General features: G+C 67.3%; 19 protein-coding genes. 10 read left to right on the forward strand and 9 right to left on the reverse strand.

What is annotated here, in order from left to right; genetic code table 11:
- The 5 genes from CDO44_RS23670 to CDO44_RS23690 all read right to left on the reverse strand — a co-directional run bounded on the left by CDO44_RS23670 (position 1) and on the right by CDO44_RS23690 (position 4609).
- Positions 1-987, reverse strand: a complete 987-nt coding sequence (locus tag CDO44_RS23670; RefSeq protein ID WP_087782701.1) for a tripartite tricarboxylate transporter substrate binding protein — start codon at positions 985-987, stop codon at positions 1-3.
- Between the two features lie 41 nt (positions 988-1028).
- Positions 1029-2165 carry an LLM class flavin-dependent oxidoreductase gene (locus CDO44_RS23675; RefSeq protein ID WP_087782702.1) on the reverse strand — a complete coding sequence of 379 codons (1137 nt, stop codon included), beginning with the start codon at positions 2163-2165 and terminating at the stop codon, positions 1029-1031.
- A complete protein-coding gene (locus CDO44_RS23680; RefSeq protein WP_087782703.1) occupies positions 2162-2953 on the reverse strand; it encodes an alpha/beta fold hydrolase in 792 nt (263 codons plus the stop codon). Before CDO44_RS23680 ends, CDO44_RS23675 begins: the two co-directional genes overlap by 4 nt.
- Before the next feature lie 38 nt (positions 2954-2991).
- Positions 2992-3600 carry an NADPH-dependent FMN reductase gene (locus CDO44_RS23685; RefSeq protein WP_087782704.1) on the reverse strand — a complete coding sequence of 203 codons (609 nt, stop codon included), beginning with the start codon at positions 3598-3600 and terminating at the stop codon, positions 2992-2994.
- Positions 3601-3688: 88 nt separating this feature from the next.
- Positions 3689-4609: a LysR family transcriptional regulator gene (locus CDO44_RS23690; protein ID WP_144389582.1), complete on the reverse strand. Its 921-nt coding sequence runs from the start codon at positions 4607-4609 to the stop codon at positions 3689-3691.
- A gap of 183 nt (positions 4610-4792) precedes the next feature.
- Between CDO44_RS23690 and CDO44_RS23695 the strand changes: the two genes are divergently transcribed.
- The gene (locus CDO44_RS23695) at positions 4793-5791 is read left to right on the forward strand and encodes a tripartite tricarboxylate transporter substrate binding protein (RefSeq protein ID WP_158213416.1); all 999 of its coding nucleotides are present in this window, start codon (positions 4793-4795) and stop codon (positions 5789-5791) included.
- Between the two features lie 62 nt (positions 5792-5853).
- Here the strand turns inward: CDO44_RS23695 and CDO44_RS23700 are convergent, their stop codons facing one another.
- The 4 genes from CDO44_RS23700 to CDO44_RS23715 are packed head-to-tail and all read right to left on the reverse strand — an operon-like array spanning position 5854 to position 9190.
- Positions 5854-6282, reverse strand: a complete 429-nt coding sequence (locus tag CDO44_RS23700; RefSeq protein WP_087782707.1) for a nuclear transport factor 2 family protein — start codon at positions 6280-6282, stop codon at positions 5854-5856.
- 4 nt (positions 6283-6286) lie between these two features.
- Positions 6287-7063 (reverse strand): fumarylacetoacetate hydrolase family protein, encoded by a 777-nt coding sequence (locus CDO44_RS23705; RefSeq protein ID WP_087782708.1) that lies wholly within the window; start codon positions 7061-7063, stop codon positions 6287-6289.
- Positions 7051-8265, reverse strand: coding sequence for an alpha-hydroxy acid oxidase (locus tag CDO44_RS23710; RefSeq protein ID WP_087782709.1), 1215 nt, complete (start codon positions 8263-8265; stop codon positions 7051-7053). The genes CDO44_RS23705 and CDO44_RS23710 overlap by 13 nt, the downstream gene beginning before the upstream one ends.
- Positions 8266-8272: 7 nt before the next feature.
- Positions 8273-9190, reverse strand: coding sequence for a TauD/TfdA family dioxygenase (locus CDO44_RS23715; protein ID WP_087782710.1), 918 nt, complete (start codon positions 9188-9190; stop codon positions 8273-8275).
- 465 nt (positions 9191-9655) lie between these two features.
- Here CDO44_RS23715 and CDO44_RS23720 point away from each other — a divergent pair, with 465 nt between their 5' ends.
- The 9 genes from CDO44_RS23720 to CDO44_RS23760 all read left to right on the forward strand — a co-directional run bounded on the left by CDO44_RS23720 (position 9656) and on the right by CDO44_RS23760 (position 18442).
- The gene (locus CDO44_RS23720) at positions 9656-10777 is read left to right on the forward strand and encodes a cupin domain-containing protein (RefSeq protein WP_087782711.1); all 1122 of its coding nucleotides are present in this window, start codon (positions 9656-9658) and stop codon (positions 10775-10777) included.
- A 110-nt stretch (positions 10778-10887) separates the two neighbouring features.
- Positions 10888-11799: a fumarylacetoacetate hydrolase family protein gene (locus tag CDO44_RS23725; protein WP_087782712.1), complete on the forward strand. Its 912-nt coding sequence runs from the start codon at positions 10888-10890 to the stop codon at positions 11797-11799.
- A 136-nt stretch (positions 11800-11935) separates the two neighbouring features.
- The gene (locus CDO44_RS23730; protein ID WP_087782713.1) at positions 11936-13102 is read left to right on the forward strand and encodes an ABC transporter substrate-binding protein; all 1167 of its coding nucleotides are present in this window, start codon (positions 11936-11938) and stop codon (positions 13100-13102) included.
- Between the two features lie 2 nt (positions 13103-13104).
- Complete coding sequence (locus tag CDO44_RS23735) at positions 13105-14010, forward strand: branched-chain amino acid ABC transporter permease (protein ID WP_087782714.1); 906 nt, start codon at positions 13105-13107, stop codon at positions 14008-14010.
- A gap of 5 nt (positions 14011-14015) precedes the next feature.
- Complete coding sequence (locus tag CDO44_RS23740) at positions 14016-15110, forward strand: branched-chain amino acid ABC transporter permease (RefSeq protein WP_087782715.1); 1095 nt, start codon at positions 14016-14018, stop codon at positions 15108-15110.
- A gap of 40 nt (positions 15111-15150) precedes the next feature.
- Positions 15151-15915 (forward strand): ABC transporter ATP-binding protein, encoded by a 765-nt coding sequence (locus CDO44_RS23745; RefSeq protein ID WP_198951430.1) that lies wholly within the window; start codon positions 15151-15153, stop codon positions 15913-15915.
- On the forward strand, positions 15909-16607 hold the full coding sequence (locus CDO44_RS23750; protein ID WP_087782717.1) for an ABC transporter ATP-binding protein: 699 nt from the start codon (positions 15909-15911) through the stop codon (positions 16605-16607). The genes CDO44_RS23745 and CDO44_RS23750 overlap by 7 nt, the downstream gene beginning before the upstream one ends.
- Positions 16608-16628: 21 nt before the next feature.
- Complete coding sequence (locus CDO44_RS23755; protein WP_087782718.1) at positions 16629-17660, forward strand: carbon-nitrogen hydrolase family protein; 1032 nt, start codon at positions 16629-16631, stop codon at positions 17658-17660.
- Positions 17657-18442: an Asp/Glu racemase gene (locus tag CDO44_RS23760; RefSeq protein WP_304528381.1), complete on the forward strand. Its 786-nt coding sequence runs from the start codon at positions 17657-17659 to the stop codon at positions 18440-18442. The genes CDO44_RS23755 and CDO44_RS23760 overlap by 4 nt, the downstream gene beginning before the upstream one ends.
- The last annotated feature ends 32 nt before the right edge of the window (positions 18443-18474 follow it).

Consider the following 18474-nt stretch of genomic DNA (forward strand, 5'->3'; position numbering starts at 1 on the left):
CTACTGCAGCTTGATCCCCGCCTCGCTCACCACCCGTTTCCACTTCACCGACTCCTCCTGCAGGAATTGCTGCAGTTCGGCCGGGGTGCTGCCGGCCACTTCCAGCCCCTGGGTCTGCGCACGCGCGCGCAGTTCGGGCAGGGCCAGCGCGGTCCTGATTTCAGTGCTCAGTTTTTCCACGATGGGCCGCGGCGTGTCCTTGGGCGCGAAGATGCCCACCCAGGTATCGGCCGCGAACCCTGGCACGCCGGCTTCGGCGACGGTGGGCACGTCCGGAAGCGCGGGCGAGCGTTTCGTGCCGGTGGTGGCCAGCGCCTTCAGTTTGCCCGAGGCGACCAGCGGAATGGAAGCGGTCAGGTCCATGAAGCCGATCGGCACGCGGCCGCCGATGATGTCCTGCAGGGCTTCCGGCGTGCCCTTGTAGGGCACGTTGCGCATGTCGAGGCCGGCCGCCTGCCGGAACAGCTCGGCCGCCAGGTGATGGCTGGTGCCCACGCCGTTGGTGGCGTAGGTCAGCATGCCGGGCTTGGCCTTGGCCTGTTCGATCAACTGCTTGATGCTGCCTATGCCGGCCTGCGGATCGGCCACCACGACGACCGGCGCGCGCGCCACCATGGAGACGGCCACGAAGTCCTTGGCGGGCTCGTAGTCGAGGCTGTAGAGGTTAGGGTTGATGGCCATCGCGCCGGTCACGCCGACCAGCAGGTTGTAGCCGTCGGCCGGCGCCTTGGCGATGTAGCGGGTGGCGAGGTTGCCCGCCGCGCCGGGCCGGTTCTCGATCAGGAAGGGCTGGCGCAGTTGCGCCTGCAGCCGTTCGGCCATGCTGCGGGTGATGGTGTCGGCGGATCCGCCGGGCGGGAACGGCAGCGCGAGCTTGACCGGCCGCTCGGGGTAGCCGGCGGCGGTGTCGGCGTGGACGGCGGGCGCCAGCAGCATGCCCGCGAGCGCAAGCCATGGCGCGAAGCCGCGCGGTAGCGTGAAAGCCATGTGTGTCTCCTCCTTGGGTGGCAATGGCCGCTCGATCGAGCTCAGGCGGCGTCTTTGAAGTGGGGAATGATCTCCTGGGCGATGGCCTGCATGTTGGCGCGCACCATGTCGTCGGGCATGGTGCCGAACTGGGTCTTGGTGAGCGTCGTGCCGAAACCCGCCAGGTCTTCGTATTCGGCCAGCTTCTCGCGCACCGTGGCCGGGCTGCCGATGATGACCAGGCCCGACTTGACCAGGTCTTCCACCGACTGCGGCTTGGAGCCGACCGCGCGCGTGGACTTGATCCGCTTCATCGCTTCGATGTTGGTGTAGCCCGGCGGCAGCAGCATTTCCATCGGCATCTTCAGGAGCCGCGTCATCAGCGCTTCCAGGTGCGGCTTGGCTTCGGCCATCGCGCGTTCGTCGGTCTCGGCCACGTAGATGCAGTTGGACCAGGCGAGCTGGTCGCGGCTGGCCTCGTAGCCGGCCTTGCGCGCTTCCTCGCGGTACATGTCGAAGAACTTCTTCACCGTGGCGATGGGGCTGAGGGTCTGGCAGTAGGTGTAGCGCAGCCCCGCGGCCCAGCGGATGGTGCTGCTCGATCCCTGCGAAGGCACCCAGATCGGCGGATGCGGGTCCTGGTAGGGCCGCGGCCACGGATTCACGTACTGGAACTGGTAGTGCTTGCCCGTGTACGAGAAGGGGCCGGGTTCGGTCCATGCCCGCACGATGAGGTCGTGCGCCTCGGCGAAACGCGCCTGCGACTCGGCCGGGTTGATGCCCATGGCGTGGTACTCGGCGCCGATGCCGCGCACGAAGCCGGCGATGAAACGCCCGCGCGTCAGGTTGTCCAGCATGGCGAACTCTTCGGCCACCATCAGCGGGTTGTTCAACAGCGGCAGCGCGCGGCCCAGCACGGCGATGCGGGCGCGCTTGACGCTGCGCGCCAGCGCGCCCGCCAGCACCCCGGGAATGGGCATCAGGCCGTACGCCGTCTGGTGGTGCTCGTTCAGGCACACGCCGTCGAAGCCGAGCTGGTCGGCGTATTCCATCTGGTCCAGGTACTCGTGATAGAGCTCCGCGCCCAGCTTGGGATCGTAGTGGCTGTTGGAAAACGTCACCCATGCCGAGCCGTTCTTCTGGATCGCTTCCAGGTCCGCATGGCGATAGGGCATCAGGTGGAAATTGAAGAACTTCATGCGGGGCTCCCGATCGAGGCGGTGAATCGTGTCAGCGCGGCCACGGTCTCGGCCGTGCGTTCCAGGTGGGGCGCGTGGCCGCAATCTCCCATCTCGGCCAGCGTGGCGCGCGCGATGCGGTCGCGCCAGGAGCGGCCGTACTCGGCGGGCAGGATGCGGTCGTTCGCGCCCCATACCACCAGCGTGGGCACGGCGATGCGATGCAGCCACTTGGCCAGGTCGGGATCGTGGCCGCGCGGCTGCCAGGTCAGGCGGGCCGTGATTTCCTTGTTGCGCACGGCCACGTCCAGCTCTTCCTCGGAAGGCGTGCGCTCGAGCAGGCGCGCGGCCAGCGCCGGGTCGTGGTAGGTGTCGCGCACCAGGTCGTCGTCCGTGCGCAGGAAGACGTCCACCGTGGGCACGCCCGGCACGTAGATGCCCTGGGCCGAGATCAGCGTGAGCGAGGCCAGCGCATGGCTGTTGCGCACCGCCAGTTCGGCGGCGATCCAGCCGCCCAGGTCATAGCCCACCAGGTGCACGCCCTGGAGCTTTTGCTGGTCGATGTAGTCCAGGTAGAAGTTGGCGAGATCGCGCACGTTGTCCAGCCACGCGGGAACTGCGCTGCCGCCGTAGCCGGGGTGCTCCGGCGCATGGCAGTCGTAGTGCTCGGCCAGCGCCGGCAGCACGGCCTGCGATTCGGCCAGGCCGCCGGGGCCGTGCAGGAACAGGAGCGGCTGGCCTTTGCCGGCGCGCGAGACGCGCAGCGCGGTATCGCGTATGCGCAGGGTTGACGCGTCCATTGCGGTCATGGATGTCCTCCTTGATGGATTGATGGGGCCGCGCCGCTTCAGGCGGCGGCGCGTACCGCGGTACTGGGGCAGGGCTGCTGCGCGCGCATGCGATGGGCGAATTCGGAGACCTCCCGGCCCAGCGTGCGCAGCTGTTCGTCCACGCGGGCATCGATGCAGCGGCCGTCGGGCGCGAACGCCGGCTCGGTGCCGCCTATGCAGACGCCCAGCGGCGTCGGCCAGCCCCGCAGCGCGTGCACGATGTCGCGCAGCGCGCTGAGCGTGGTGACGGCGCCTTGCCAGCCGGCCGCGTTGGCGATGCAGCCCACGGCGCGTCCGCTCAGGTAGGGACGGGCGTCGGTGCGCAGGTCCTCGGTGTAGTCGAGCGCGTTCTTGACCAGGCCCGACAGGCTGCCGTGGTAGCCCGGCGAAGCGATGATCACGCCATCGGCCCGCCGCAGTTCGGCCACCAGGCGCAGCGCCGCCGGGGTGCGGCTGGGATCGTGCGGGGCGTACATGGGCAGGATCAGGTCGTCGCCCGCCAGCAGGACGACCTGCGCGCCGGTGGCGGCGACCGCGTCCAGCGCGTGGCGCAGCGCGCGCTCGGTGGACGAGTCGGGGCGGGTGGTGCCGCCCAGGGCCACGACGCGAAGCGGGGAGGGATTCATGCCGGTCTCCGTTAATACATAGCTAGCTATGTATTACGCGCCTAAGCGGCGGGAATGTCAAGGGGTGGCGCGATAAAGGAGGGTGACGCTATTCCATCCCCTTGCTCCAGGACTTGGGCGTCCTGGCCCATTCCTTCAGGAACTCGAGAAAGACCTGGACTCGCATGGGCAGGTTCTTGCGGGACGAATAGATCGCGTAGACGTCCAGGCCCGAGGGCACGTAGGCGGGCAGGACGACCTCCAGCTCGCCGCGCTCGATTTCCTCGGCGATCATGTAGTAAGGGTGCATGGAGATGCCCATGCCGGCCAGCGCGGCCTCCTTGAGCGCATCGCCGAAATCCGAGCGAAGGGGCCCCTGGACCCGGACCGAGACCGGTCCATCGGGCCCGGTGAAGTTCCAGGTGGCGGTGGGCGACTTGTTCCAGTTGACCAGGCACTTGCAGCGCTGGAGATCGCGAGGGTGCTGCAAGGGCGCTGTCTTGGCCAGATATGCCGGCGAGGCGACCAGCGCCTGGCGTGCCTCGGCCAGCGGAATGGCGATGAAGCTGGCGTCCTTCAGCACAGGCACGATAATGATGCCTACGTCCAGACCTTGCTCGACGAAGGTTTCCTGCTTGCGCACCGTGAGCAGGCTGAGCGCGATCTGGACGTCCGGGTAGCGCTCGTGGAATTCGCCGATCACGGGCAAGAGGCGCTGAGTGCCGAAGGCGGGCGGCACGCCCACCCGCACCACGCCCGAGACGTCGCGCGACAAGTCGTGCACGGATTCGCGCAGGTCGTCGTAGCGCCGCAGCAGGTCGCCACCGTTCTCCAGTACCTGCAGACCGGCCGGCGTCAGCCCCAGTTGCTTGGTCGTGCGATTGAGCAGCTTGACGCCCAGCGACCGCTCGAGCCAGGCCACCTGCTTGGTGCAGGTGGCGCGCGAGACGCCGAAGTGCTGCGCGGCGCCGGCGAAGCTGTTGCGCCGGGCCACCTCCAGGAACATGCGCAGACAACTGAGCTGGTCCAAGTCCCTATCCTCGCCGGTTTCTCTTTTGGAAATTTCAAATTTAGCACTACCGCCTTGTTGAGCCGGCTGCGCGCACGAATAATGCCCTCACTCATTGTTTCGCATTCGACACCGTACAGGCGCGGTGCGACGCGGTCGCACATAGCGGCGGTTCGGGCGCCGCCAAGAATTCGGAGACTACGCATGATCAAGACCCCTTCGTCCCCCGCTCGCCGCCGGTTGACCGCGCTGGCGCTCGCTCTTGCCGCCGTCGGTCCCTGGGCTGCGGCGCCTGCCGGCGCGCAGGGTTTTCCGTCCCATCCGCTGCGCATGGTCGTGGCCTATGCGCCGGGGGGCGCCACCGACATCGTGGGACGGATGTTCGCGCAGGAGATGTCCGAAAACCTGGGGCAGACCGTGGTGCTGGAGAACCGCGCCGGCGGCGGCACCCTGGTGGGGACCGAGTCGGTCAAGCGCTCGGCCGCGGACGGCTATACATTGCTTTTCGGCACCAATGCCTTTGTCATTACGCCGCTGCTGCACGACACCAAGACCTACGACCCCGTCGCGGATTTCCAGCCAGTCGGGCAGGCTACCGTGCAGTCGCTCGGCATCCTGGTGACGCCCGGGCTGAAGATCCGCACGGTCAAGGATTTCATCGCCTACGCCAAGGCCAACCCGGGCAAGGTGAACTTCGCCTCATCGGGCAACGGCTCGGCGCAGCACCTGGCGGGCGAGGCTTTCGCCAAGGCGGCGGGGATCAAGATGGTGCATGTTCCCTACAAGGGAACGGGCCCGGCCATGGCGGACCTGCTGGCCGGACGCGTGGACGTCATGTTCAGTTCCCTGGTCGGCAACATGGAGCACGTCGCCGAAGGCCGCCTGATGCTGATCGCGACGACCGGCACCCGGCGTACGCCCGCCACTCCCGATGTCCCTACCGTCGACGAAAGCGGACTCAAAGGTTTCCAGGCGGAAACCTGGCAGGCCGTGCTGGCGCCTGCGGGCACGCCCGCGCAGGTGGTCGAGCGCCTGAACGCAGCCCTGGTCAAGGCCGGCAAGTCCCAGAAGATCGTCGAAACGCTGGCGGCCCAGGGTATGGAAGTAAAGACGACTACGCCGGCCGAGCTGCGTGAGCTGCTGGTGCGCGATACCACGCAGTACAAGGCGTTGCTGCAGCAGGCGAAGAACACGCTGCAATAGCGAAATCTTGCTGCGGCATGCGGGGAGCGCCCTGTCCCGGCCCCCGGCCTTGGGCGCTTCGTTCAATCCCCGAACCGGCGCTGGCCGCGTTTTTCCTCCACCAGCCAGCGTCCATCCAGCGACCGGGAAAGGCGTTCGTGGTGTAGCGAGATGGACAAAGGCGGCGGCAGCGGGACCGGACCGGCCGGCACGGCCGGCGCATCCACGCGGTAGACCAGCGTCATATACCGGGCGCTCGCCCTGTCCGGCGCCTCGAGGTCGATCACCAGGTTCTGCACCAGATGCGCCGTGGTGCGTCCGGCGGGTCGGTCGGAGAGCGCCTGCCGGACTTCGGCCGGGCCCTGCAGCGTCCGGCCCTGGCGATGCCAGATTCCCCGATCCGCCATGCAGGCTGCGACGGCATCGAAGTCGCCGCCATCGAGCGCCAGATAGAAGCCATGGATGGCTTGCTGGCAGCCGGCCACGGCGGCCCAACGTTCGAGATCCGTCATGGCGTCATCCTCGGACGAAGGTGTTGCGCAGCTTGCCCAGCCCGGTGATCTCGATCTCCACCACGTCGCCCGCGCGCAAATCGGGCGACTGGCCGTCGGTGCCCATCCAGACGACGTCGCCGGGATACAGGGTCAGGTATTTCGTCATGGCGCACAGGAAGGTGGGAATGTCGAAGATCATCGCCGCGGTGGCGAACTCGGTGGTGGTCTTGCCGTTGACGCGCACGCAGGTCCGTGCCGCACTCGGGTCGAAGTCCGTGTCTATCCACGGGCCCATGGGCTTGAACGTGTCGGCGTTCTTGGCGCGCCAGAATGTGCGGTCCGACTTCTGCCAGTTGCGCTCGCTGACGTCGTTGCCTATGGTGTAGCCGAGCACGCAATCCAGCGCCCGCTCCGGCGTCAGGTGGCGGGCCTTCTTGCCGATGACCACGACCAGTTCGCCTTCGTAGTGAATGGTGCGCGCATCCGGCGGAATCAACACGTCGTGGCCGTGCGGCACGAGGGCGTTATTGGCGCGGTATCCGATGTCCGCCTGCTTGGGCAACTGCGGTTCCTGGCCGCGCTTGCGGGCGGCCTCGATGGCGTGCTCGGCGTAGTTGAGGCCGGCGCAATAGAAGGTGCGCGGCATCACCGGTACTTCCAGCTGCACGCTTTCGAGGCTGGTCCACTCGCCCGTGCGCGTGTAGCCGTCGAAGGGCGAGCCCTCGACCCGGTTTACCCGATCGTCTTCGACCAGGCCGTAGTGCGTGCCGGACGTGTCCGTAAACCTTATCCAACGCATGTCTGTCCCTCCCGTGTGGCCAGGCGCATAGGCCGCGCGGGGCGGGGCTGCGCCAGCAATGTTTCGTCGATGTCTTCGATGCTTCTTACTCCGCACAGCTTCATCGCGCGGACCAGTTCTTCGGTCAATATCTGGAGTGCGCGGTGCGCCCCCGCTTCGCCGGCCGCGACCGCGCCATAGAGCGTCGCCCGGCCGACCAGCACGCCTTCGGCGCCCAGCGCGCGGGCCTTCAGGATGTCCACGCCGCGTCGCACGCCGCCGTCGAGCCAGACCGGGATGCGCCCTGCGACGGCCTCCACCACGCCGGGAAGCGCGTCAAGTGTGGCGCACGCACCGTCGAGCTGGCGACCGCCATGATTGGAGACCACCACCGCGTCGGCACCCAGCCGTACGAGCCGGTCGGCGTCGTCGGGCCGCAGGATGCCCTTGACGATGAGCTTGCGCGGCCAGCGGTCGCGGACCTGCGCCAGCCGGTCCCAGTCGAACGAGGGATCGTAGTTGCGCCCTACTGCCGAGGCGAGTCCAGCCACCGAAGTCACGTCGCGCTGCAGGCCGATCAGATTCTTGTTCACCGGCATGCCGTGCCGCAGCAGCGCCAGCGCCCAGCGGGGGTGGGCCGCGACGTCGCCGAAGCTGCGATGGGTGAGCCGGAACGGCGTGCGGAAACCGTTGCGGACGTCGCGTTCGCGCTTGCCGCCGACCGGAAGGTCGACGGTGATGACCAGCGCTTCGTAATCGGCGGCTCGCGCCCGCTCGATCAACGTGTGGAAGAAATCCTGGTTCTTCAGCACGTAGGCCTGGAACCACAGGCGACCGGGCGCTATGCGCGCCACTTCCTCGATCGACGCGGTGGCGCTGGTCGAGAGCGTATAGGGAATGCCGTAGTGCGCGGCCGCCTTGGCGATGGCGAGGTCGCCGCCGTGGCGCCCGTAGCCCACGCCGCCGGTGGGTGCGATGGCCAATGGGCAGCCGGCCGGCGCGCCCAGTGCCGTGCATTGGGTAGTGACCTGGGCGACATTCACCAGGGCCCGTGGCAGCAGCCGCACGCGCTCGAATGCCTGGCGGTTGTCGGCCAGCGTGAGTTCGTTTTCCGCGCCACCGTCGAAGAAGTCGAAGACCAGCCTGGGAAGTCGGCGGCGCGCCGCCGCCCGCAGGTCGTCGATGGACTGGGCGCGGACGATGTTCCGTTCGAAGAGGCCCATGGCGCGCTCAATGCGTTGCCGCGTCGCGTGCGGGGCGGATCGACGCCGGCAGGAACGACGGATCGAAGATGCGGTCGGCCATGACCTGGCAGCGCTTGATCAAGCGGTGCTCGTGCGGCAGGTAGTCGGGCCAGGCGTTGTGCAGGGTGCCGATGTGATCCCACATCAGCACATCGCCCTCGGTCCACTCATGGGTGTACTGATACTTGGCCTGCAACTGGTGGGCGAACAGCTTCTCGAGCATTTCGTCGCTCTGGCGCGGGTCCAGTTCATTGATGCGGATGGCGTAGCCCGGATTGCAGTACAGCACCTTGCGTCCGGTAATGGGATGGTCCAGGAAGACCGGATGCGTCGAAGGCGGCCGCTTGGCACGCTGCTCGGGCGTGAGCGGGGGCCGTTCGCTGCCAGGCCGCGTGCGCATGTTTTCCCAGAACTTGTTGAAGTCGTGGGTTGCCGTCGCGCCGGCGAGCTGCTCTTTGATGTCGTCGGGCAGGTCCTCGTAGGCCGCCTGCATGTTGGCGAAACGGGTCGATCCGAGCGCGCGGCCGTCGCGGCGCGGCACCTTGATGGCGTACAGCACGTTCACGAAGCCCACGGTCGGGTTGTAGGACATGTCCGTGTGCCAGTCCTGGCCGGCGTCGGCGATGCCTATGGGTTTCCCGTTTTCGACGATATTGGAAAGAATGCTGACCTCGGGAATGCCCGGTTCGTTGGCGTCCGACACCGTCCGCTGCAGGCCGCCAAAGCGGCCCGAGAAATCCCGTAGCTGCGCCGGCGTGATCGATTGCTCAGGAAACCGCAGTACCCCGTAGCGGCCCAGCGCTTCGAGCAGCTTGGCGAAATTCTCCTCGGAGAGTGGGCGGGATAGATCCAGTCCGCGCACGGTGGCTCCGAGTATTTTTCCGGTAGGAACGATATCCGTCATGATGAGTCCTGTCTGGCTGGTCGATGGCGCAATGGTAGGCATCGGCGGACCGTTTGGACATCCTCGGGGCGCAAACTTGTTATTTCCTGAAGGGAAACAACGGGAGCCGAGCTGACAACCACGGGAGCCAGCAGCGTCATCGGATGAAGCAGTCGCCCGGATAGTGGTCGGTCGTCCATGGCGGCCAGCGGTTTCCCGCAGGGAAATGTGAATCGCATGGTCGTCTCCTCTGCTTGCCCTGTGGTGGTTGCATGCGGCAAGTCGTTGGCGGGACTCTCGCAGTTGGGCGACTGTCGGGCAAGCCGCGTCATGCATGGCCCATAACCGAATGGCATACGGGCTGCGCGGCCAAGAGAAGAACGGCGGCTACAGGTAAACCCCTAGTGAAGAACCGCTTGTATGAAGTCCGGCGCGGGAGATAGTATTTCGAAAAAATAAAATCTTTTATAAAAATCGGAGTCCGGCATGGCGCGACACGATGCGTATCGGGAAGAGGTAATCGGCAGGGCCAACGTGGGTGATACGCCCGAGCTGGTCGCGTACTACGAGGAACTCGCCAAGTACGAGACCGGCGCGCTGTGGACCGTGGCCAACAAGATCGAGCCGTGGCAGCCCAAATCGGAGTCGGTGCCTGTGGTCTGGCGCTATCGCGACCTGCGCGAGCACGTGCTGCGCTCGGTGGACCTGGTCACCCCCGAGCAGGCCGGGCGGCGCGTCATCTACCTGAACAATCCCGGTCGCCGCGACGTGTCGGCGGCCGTCGGCTGGCTGTACTCCGGCTTGCAGGTCATGCATCCCGGCGAAGTCGCCTCCGCCCATTGCCATTCCTCCAGCGCGCTGCGCTTCATCATGGAAGGGCGGGGCGCCTACACCATCGTCGACGGCCACAAGATGACGCTGGGCGCGAACGATTTCGTGCTCACGCCCAACGGCACCTGGCACGAGCACGGCGTGAGCGAAGACGGCACGCCCTGCATCTGGCAGGACGGCCTGGACATCCCGCTGGTCAATGCGCTGGAAGCCGGCTTCTACGCCGTCCATCCCGACCTGAACCAGGCGGTGACCCATCCGGTGGACGATTCCACCGCCGCCTGGGGCGGCGTGGCGCTGCGGCCCTATGGCGAGACCTGGAACAAGCCGTATTCGCCGCTGTTCAAGTACGAGTGGGAGCCGACCTACGAGGCCCTGCGGCGCTATGCCGCGGCCACCGACGGCAGCCCGTACGACGGCGTGCTGATGAACTATGTGAACCCCGCCACCGGCGGCCCGGTCATGGCCACCATGGGCGCGAGCATGCAGATGCTGCGCCCCGGCGAAAAGACCAAGGCGCACCGGCATACGGGCAGCTTCCTCTACCAGGTGGCCAAGGGCAAGGGCTACTCCATCATCAACGGCCGCCGCTACGACTGGCAGGAGCGCGACATCTTCTGCGTACCGTCCTGGGCCTTCCACGAGCACGCCAACGCGTCGGACAGCGACGACGCCTGCCTGTTCTGCTTCAACGACCTGCCGGTCATGCATGCGCTCAAGCTCTACCGCGAGGAGGCGCTGGCGGAAAACGATGGGCACCAGCCGCTGATCGGCTAGGTCTGCCCGGGCGCGGGACGCCCGAACCGACCTCGATGTTTGTCATACACCGCGGACTCGCGCCGCGGCGGGATTCTTGTCGCCTCGCGCGACCCTATGGAGAACAAAAGATGCGTCTTGTGACTTACCGCACCACCGTTGCCGAGCAAGCCCGCCTGGGGGCGGTGGTAGGCGACCGCGTGGTGGACCTGGCCCGCCTGGGCGCCGCGGCCGGCGTGCCGCTGCCCGACGACATGCTGGCCTTCATCGATCTCGGCCCGGACGCGGTGCGCTCGACCACCGAGCTGCTGGACTCGTACGAAGGCAAATGGCCGGTAGGCACGGCGATCCCGTTCGAGAACGCGCGCCTCCTGGCGCCGATCCCGCGCCCGCGCAAGAACATCTTCGGCATCGGCCTGAACTATGTCGAGCACGTGGAAGAGTCGAGCCGCACGCTCGATACTTCCAAGGACCTGCCGACCAAGCCGGTCATCTTCTCCAAGCCGCCCACCTGCGTGATCGGGCCGGGCGAGGCCATCGAGCACAACGCCAACATCACCCAGCAGCTCGATTGGGAGGTGGAGCTGGCGGTGATCATGGGGCGGCGCACGCACCGCGTGGCCGAGGCCGACGCGCTGGACTACGTGTTCGGCTACAGCGTGATGATCGACATCAGCGCGCGCGACTGCCGCCGCGCCGGCCAGTGGATCTATTCCAAGGGGCAGGATACCTACGGCCCATTCGGCCCGTGCATCGTCACGGCCGACGAGATTCCCGACCCGCACGTGCTGGACCTGTCGCTGACCGTCAACGGCGTGACCAAGCAAAGCTCGAACACCCGCCACATGCTGTTCAAGGTGCCGCACCTGATCGCCGACATCAGCGCCGCCATGACCATGGAAGCGGGCGACATCATCGCCACCGGTACGCCCGAAGGCGTGGGCGCGGGACGCACGCCGCAGGAATGGCTGTGGCCGGGCGACGTGGTCGAGGCGAAGGTGGAGAAGATCGGCACGCTGCGCCATCCGGTCGTGCCCGTCTGACGCCCGGCCTCGCAAACCGGCCGGCGCCGGCACGGCTCCGGCCCTCAGTCCTGTCGGCACGCGGTGCGCGCCGGCCTCGGTACCCGCGTCCGCGCGGGCTCTTCCAGTTGTTGCAGTACATCCTTGGGGAACAACAATGGTCAGGAACACGATCCGGGGCGGGCTGTGCGCGCTCCTCCTTGCGGGCGCCGGCGCCGTGCACGCCCAGGCGCCGGTCAAGATCGGCTTCATCACGACGCTGTCGACGCCGGCCGGCTACATCGGCGAGGACGAGCGCGACGGTTTCAGCCTGGCGATCAAGCAGGGCGGCGGCAAGCTGGGGGGCGTGCCGGTGGAGCTGGTGGTCGAGGACGACGCCCTCAAGCCCGCCAACGCCAAGCAGGCCGCCGACCGCATGCTGCAATCGGGCATCAAGCTCTTCACCGGCGTGAACTTCTCGAACGTGCTGGCCGCGGTGGCGCCCGGCGTGCTGCGCGACGGCGCCTACTACGTGAGCCTGAACCCCGGCCCTTCGACCTTTGCCGGCGAAAAGTGCGACAAGAACTACTTCGTCGCCTCGTATCAGAACGACGCCTATCATTCGGCGGGCGGGCATGCCGCCAACGAGCTCGGCTACAAGCGCGTCGTGCTGCTCGCACCCAACTACCAGGCGGGCCGCGACGCGCTGGCCGGCTTCAAGCGCACCTACAAGGGCGAAGTGGTGGCCGAGATCTACACCAAGCTCGACCAGTCGGATTTCTCGGTGGAGATGGCGCGCGTGCGCTCGCTTGCGCCCGATGCGGTCTACCAGTTCCACCCGGGCGGCGCGGGCATCAACTTCGCCAAGCAATACGCCAACTCGGGCCTGAACAAGACCGTGCCGATGCTGATGCCGGCCTTCTCGATGGACGGCCGCATGCTGGCGGCCTCGGGCGCCTCGGCCGAAGGCTTCTATACCGTGGGGATGTGGTCCACCGAGATGGACAACCCGCAAAGCCGCGCCTTCGTGAAAGCCTTTACCGAGACCTACGGCCGCAAGCCCACCGACTACGGCATGCAGGCCTATGACACGGCGCTGCTGATCGGCTCGGCGCTCAAGGCGGTCAATGGCGACCTGTCCAAGGGCGATGCCTTCCGCGCCGCGCTGCTCAAGGCGGACTTCCAGTCGCTGCGGGGCAAGTTCCGCTTCAACCACAACCATCATCCCATCCAGGACTACTACCTGATGCGGATCGAACGCGGCGGCAACGAGTTCGTGCCCAAGGTCGTGCGCAAGGTGATCAGCGACGACAAGGACGCCTACGCCGACCAGTGCAAGCTCTGACCATGGCCCTGCTTTTCGAACAACTGCTCAACGGCCTGCAGTTCGGCGCCATGCTCTTCATGCTGGCGTCGGGCCTGACCCTCATCTTCGGCATCATGGGGGTCATCAACCTCACGCATGGGTCGTTCTACATGGTGGGGGCCTATTGCGGCGCCTTCGCGCTGGGCCAGACCAACTCGTTCGCCGCCGGCGCGGCGGCGGGGCTGGCCGGCGCCGCGTTGTATGGCTTGCTGGTGGAGTTCGCGGTGATCCGGCGCCTGTACAAGCGCGACCACCTCTACCAGGTGCTGGCGACCTTCGGCCTGATCCTGTTCACCAACGAAGCGGTCAGCATGATCTTCGGGCGCCAGCCGCCCATGGTCGAGATTCCCGTTTTCCTGCAGGGCACGGTGCCGCTGGCGCCGGGATTCCAGTACCCGGTCATGCGCCTGGCCTTCATCGTGGTGGGCGCGCTGGTTGCGCTGGGACTGTGGTTCCTGATCAACCGCACGCGCGTGGGCATGCTGGTGCGCGCGGGCGCCGACGACCGCGAGATGGTGGATGCGCTGGGCGTCGATATCCAGAAACTCTACACGGTGGTGTTCGGCCTGGGCGCCTTGCTTTGCGGGCTGGCCGGCGTGATGGCGGCGCCGCTGCTGGCCGTGGAGATCGGCATGGGCGAGCGCGTGCTGATCACGACCTTCGTGGTGATCGTGATCGGCGGTGTGGGCTCGGTGCGGGGCGCGATGGCGGGCGCGTTGCTGGTGGGCATGGTGGACAGCCTGGGGCGCGCGTACTTTCCGCAGATCCTGGGGGCGATGTTGTCGCCCGAGGTGGCGGACATGCTGGCGGCGGGGCTGGTGTCGGCCAGCGTCTACGTGCTGATGGCGCTGGTGTTGATTTTTCGACCGAAGGGACTCCTGGGATGAACCGGATGAGTGGAATCGCGGCACCCGGGCGCGGCGCGACGGGTTTGTTCACGCAGTGGAACCGCCGGGCCTTGTTCGGCTGGCTGGGCCTGTTGCTGCTGGCCCTCGTGCCGGTGGCTTCCCACGCCACCGACACGCCTTACCTGATCAATGCCATGACGCGCTTCGTCATCTACGGCCTGGCGGCGGTCAGTCTGGATCTGGTGCTCGGCTACGGCGCGCTGATCAGTTTCGGCCATGCCATGTTCTTCGGGCTGGGCGGCTATGTGGTGGCGATCGTTACCTTCCATGCGGTCGAGGCCGGGCCTTTGTTCGGCTGGGCCGGCAGCACGCAGGCGCTGGTGGTGTGGCCCATCGCGTTGCTGTGCTGCGCGCTGCTCGGTCTGGCGGTGGGCTACCTGGCGCTGCGGACCAGCGGCGTGCAGTTCATCATGATCACGCTCGCCTTCAGCCAGATGGTGTATTTCATCCTGGTGTCGCTGCAGGTGTACGGCGGGGACGACGGCCTGATGCTGTCGCAGCGCAGCGTGCTGCCGGGAGTGGACCTGACCGACCCGGTCAGCTTCTATTACGTCTGCCTGGCCGTGCTGGCGGCGTGGACCGTCTTCTGCATGAAGCTGGTCAACTCGCGCTACGGCATGGTGCTGCAGGCGCTGCGCCAGAGCGAGCGCCGCGCCGTCAACCTAGGCGTCGCGCCCATGCCTTACCGGCTCAGCGCATTCGTGATCTCGGCCGTGGGCACCGGGATGGCGGGCATCCTGTGGGCCAACTACGCCGAGCTCGTTACGCCGGACATGGCCGCCTGGACCAAGTCCGGCGAGCTGATGGCCATCGTCATCCTGGGCGGCGTCGGCACGCTGCTGGGGCCGATTGCCGGCGCCGCGGTGTTCCTCGGCCTGGAGCAGGCGCTATCGGCGTGGACGGAACACTGGATGTTCATCATGGGGCCGATCCTGGTGCTGGTGGTGCTGGCCGGCAAACAGGGCCTGTTCGGCCATTGGTTGAATGGAAAGCCCTCCCCCGACGCGCTTCGCGCGCCCCCTCGAGGGGGCTGCACCGGCGGACCGGCGAAGCCGGATCCACGGCGCCCCGGATCGTAGTGCGGCCGGTTCATGCGGTAACGGGTAAAGGATGATTGAAATGACACAGAGTATGGGCGATGTCCTGCTCGATGTGCGCGGCCTGCGCAAATCGTTCGGCGCGGTGGCGGCCACGCAAGGGGTGGACCTGGTCGTGCGGGCGGGCGAGATCCATGCCTTGATCGGGCCCAACGGCGCCGGCAAGTCGACGCTGATCGCGCAGATCTGCGGCGAGATCCGTCCCGACGCGGGCGAGATCCGCCTGGCCGACCGCGACGTGACGGCCATGCCGGCCTACGAGCGGGCGCGGCGCGGCCTGGGCCGGTCGTTCCAGATCACCGAGCTGTGCCAGGAATACACCGCGCTCGAGAACGTGATGCTGTCGCTCACCGTCGGTCCGCGCACGATATTCTCCATCTGGTCCGATCCGCGGCACGACGGGGAACTGGTCGAGCATGCGCAGGCTTGGCTGAAGGAAGTGGGGCTGGCCGACCGGGCGCAGATGCCGGTGGCCGACCTGGCGCATGGCGAACGGCGGCAGCTGGAGCTGGCCGTGGCCCTGGCGCGCGGGCCGCGCCTGCTCTTGCTGGACGAGCCCATGGCCGGCATGGGGCCGGAAGAGTCGGCGCGGATGACGCGGCTCCTGGCCGGCATGCGCGAGCGCTACGGCATCCTGCTGGTGGAGCACGACATGGACGCGGTATTTGCGCTGGCGGACCGCATCAGCGTGCTGGTCTACGGCAAACTCATATTCACCGGCACCTGCGACGAGGTGCGCAAGCATCCCGAAGTGCGCAGCGCCTATCTGGGAGACACGGCATGCTGAGCGTGGACGGCGTCCGGGCGGGGTACGGATCGAGCGAGGTGCTGTTCGGCATGTCGTTCGAGGCGGCGCAGGGCGAGGTGGTCTCGCTCATCGGCCGCAACGGCATGGGCAAGACCACCACGGTGCGCACGCTGATGGGCATGCTGCCCGCGCGGGCCGGGCGCATCGCGATCCAGGGCAAGGACCTGGCCAACCGGGCGCCGCACGCGGTGGCGCGGCTGGGCGTGGGGCTGGTGCCGGAAGGCCGGCGCGTCTTCGGATCGCTTACGGTGGAAGAGAACCTCGTCGCCACGCGCCGGGCGGCCGAAGGCACCGCGGGGTGGGATCTTCCCCGCATCTACCAGCTCTTTCCCCGGCTGGGCGAGCGGCGGCGGCAGTCGTCGCGCACGCTCTCGGGCGGTGAACAGCAGATGCTCGCCATCGGGCGGGCGTTGATGACCAATCCCATGCTGCTGGTGCTGGACGAAGCCACCGAGGGCCTGGCACCCATCATCCGGCAGGAGATCTGGCGCTGCCTGGCGGTGCTCAAGCGCGAGGGGCTGACCATCGTCGTCATCGACAAGAACCTGGCGGAAATGCATGCGCTGGTGGATCGCCACCACATCGTCGAAAAAGGCAAGGTGGTGTGGTCCGGCACCCCTGGCGAACTGTCCGCCCAGCCCGAGCTGGCGCACCGCTACCTGGGACTCTGATATTCAAGCGAGGAATCGAACATGTTGACACTCCCCCGTTTCAAGGCCGCGGCGGTGCAGGCCGCCCCCGCCTACCTGGACACCGACGCGACCGTCGACAAGGTGTGCGCGCTGATCGAGGAGGCCGCCGGCAACGGCGCGACGCTCGTGGCCTTTCCCGAGGTGTTCGTGGCCGGCTATCCGTACTGGAACTGGATCATGACGCCCATCGAGGGCAGCCCGTGGTTCGAGAAGCTGTGCCGCAGCGCCATCGAGATCCCCGGCCCGGAAATCCGCCGCATCGCCGCGGCCGCGCAGGCGTGCAAGACGCACGTGGTGGTGGGCGTGAACGAACGCGCCTCCCATGGCGTGGCCACCATCTACAACACGCTGGTCACCATCGGCCCCGACGGCAAGCTGCTGGGCCGGCACCGCAAGCTCGTTCCCACCTGGGCCGAGAAACTGACCTGGGCCAATGGCGACGGTTCGTCGCTGCGCGTGCACGACACCGCCATCGGCAAGCTGGGCGCGCTCGCCTGCGGCGAGAACACCAACACCCTGGCGCGCTTCTCGCTGCTCGCCCAGGGCGAGCTGGTGCACGTGGCCAGCTACATCTCGCTGCCCGTGGCGCCGGCCGACTACGACATGGCCGAGGCCATACGCGTGCGCGCGGCCGCCCACAGCTTCGAGGGCAAGGTCTATACGGTGGTGTCGTGCTCGACCATCTCGGAAGAGATCGTCGAGGCCATGGCCGCCACCCATCCCCACACCCGCGACCTGCTGCGCCGCTCGAACAGCGCGTTCTCCGGCATCCTCGGGCCCGACGGCCGGGTCATCGGCGAACCGCTGATCGACCGCGAAGGCATCGTCTATGCCGACGTGGATCTTTCGCGCTGCATCCAGCCGCGCCAGATGCACGACATCATCGGCCACTACAACCGCTTCGACGTATTCGACCTGCGCGTCAACCGCCGTTCGCAGCAGCCCGCCCAATTCCTGGACGACGCCGAGCCGCCGCGCGACGAGTCCGCCGAGGCGCCCGCCCAGCCCCTCCCGACTTTCCCCGAGGTATGAACACCATGACCGCCATGCCATCCCGCGCCGCCGGCGCGCCGATCAAGATCGGCCAGATCGTGCCGTCCTCCAACACCACCATGGAGACCGAGATCCCGGCCATGTTCCGCGCGCGCGAGGCCGTCGCGCCCGAGCGCTTCACCTTCCATTCCAGCCGCATGCGCATGAAGAAGGTGGTCAAGGAGGAGCTGGAGGCCATGGACCGCGACAGCGACCGCTGCGCGATCGAGCTCTCCGATGCCCGCGTGGACGTGCTGGGCTACGCCTGCCTGGTGGCCATCATGAGCATGGGCAAGGGCTACCACCGCGTGTCGGAAGAGCGGCTGACCCGCCGTACCGAGGAAAACGGCGCCCTCGCGCCGGTCGTCACCAGCGCCGGCGCACTGGTGGACGGGCTGCACGCCATGGGCGCCAAGCGGGTGTCGGTGGTATGCCCCTACATGAAGCCGCTGACCCGTCTCGTGGTGGACTACATCGAAAGCGAGGGCGTCGAGGTCAAGGATTACGTGGCGCTGGAGATTCCCGACAACCTGCAGGTAGCGGCGCAGGACCCGGCACGCCTCGTCGAGATCTACAAGCGGCTGGACCGCGCCAACATCGACGCCCTGGTGCTGTCGGCCTGCGTGCAGATGCAATCGCTGCCCTCGATCCAGAAAGTGCAGGACGAGTCGGGCATTCCCACCGTGTCCGCGGCGGTAGCCACGTCCTGGCAGATGATGCGCAAGCTGGGCCTGGCCACCAGCGTGCCGGGCTGCGGCGAATTATTATCTGGGAAGTTCTGAATCCGCCGCCCCCGCGCGGGGCGGGCCTTGCC

This window comes from Pigmentiphaga sp. NML080357 (assembly GCF_002188465.1).
Taxonomy (GTDB): Bacteria; Pseudomonadota; Gammaproteobacteria; order Burkholderiales; family Burkholderiaceae_B; genus Pigmentiphaga.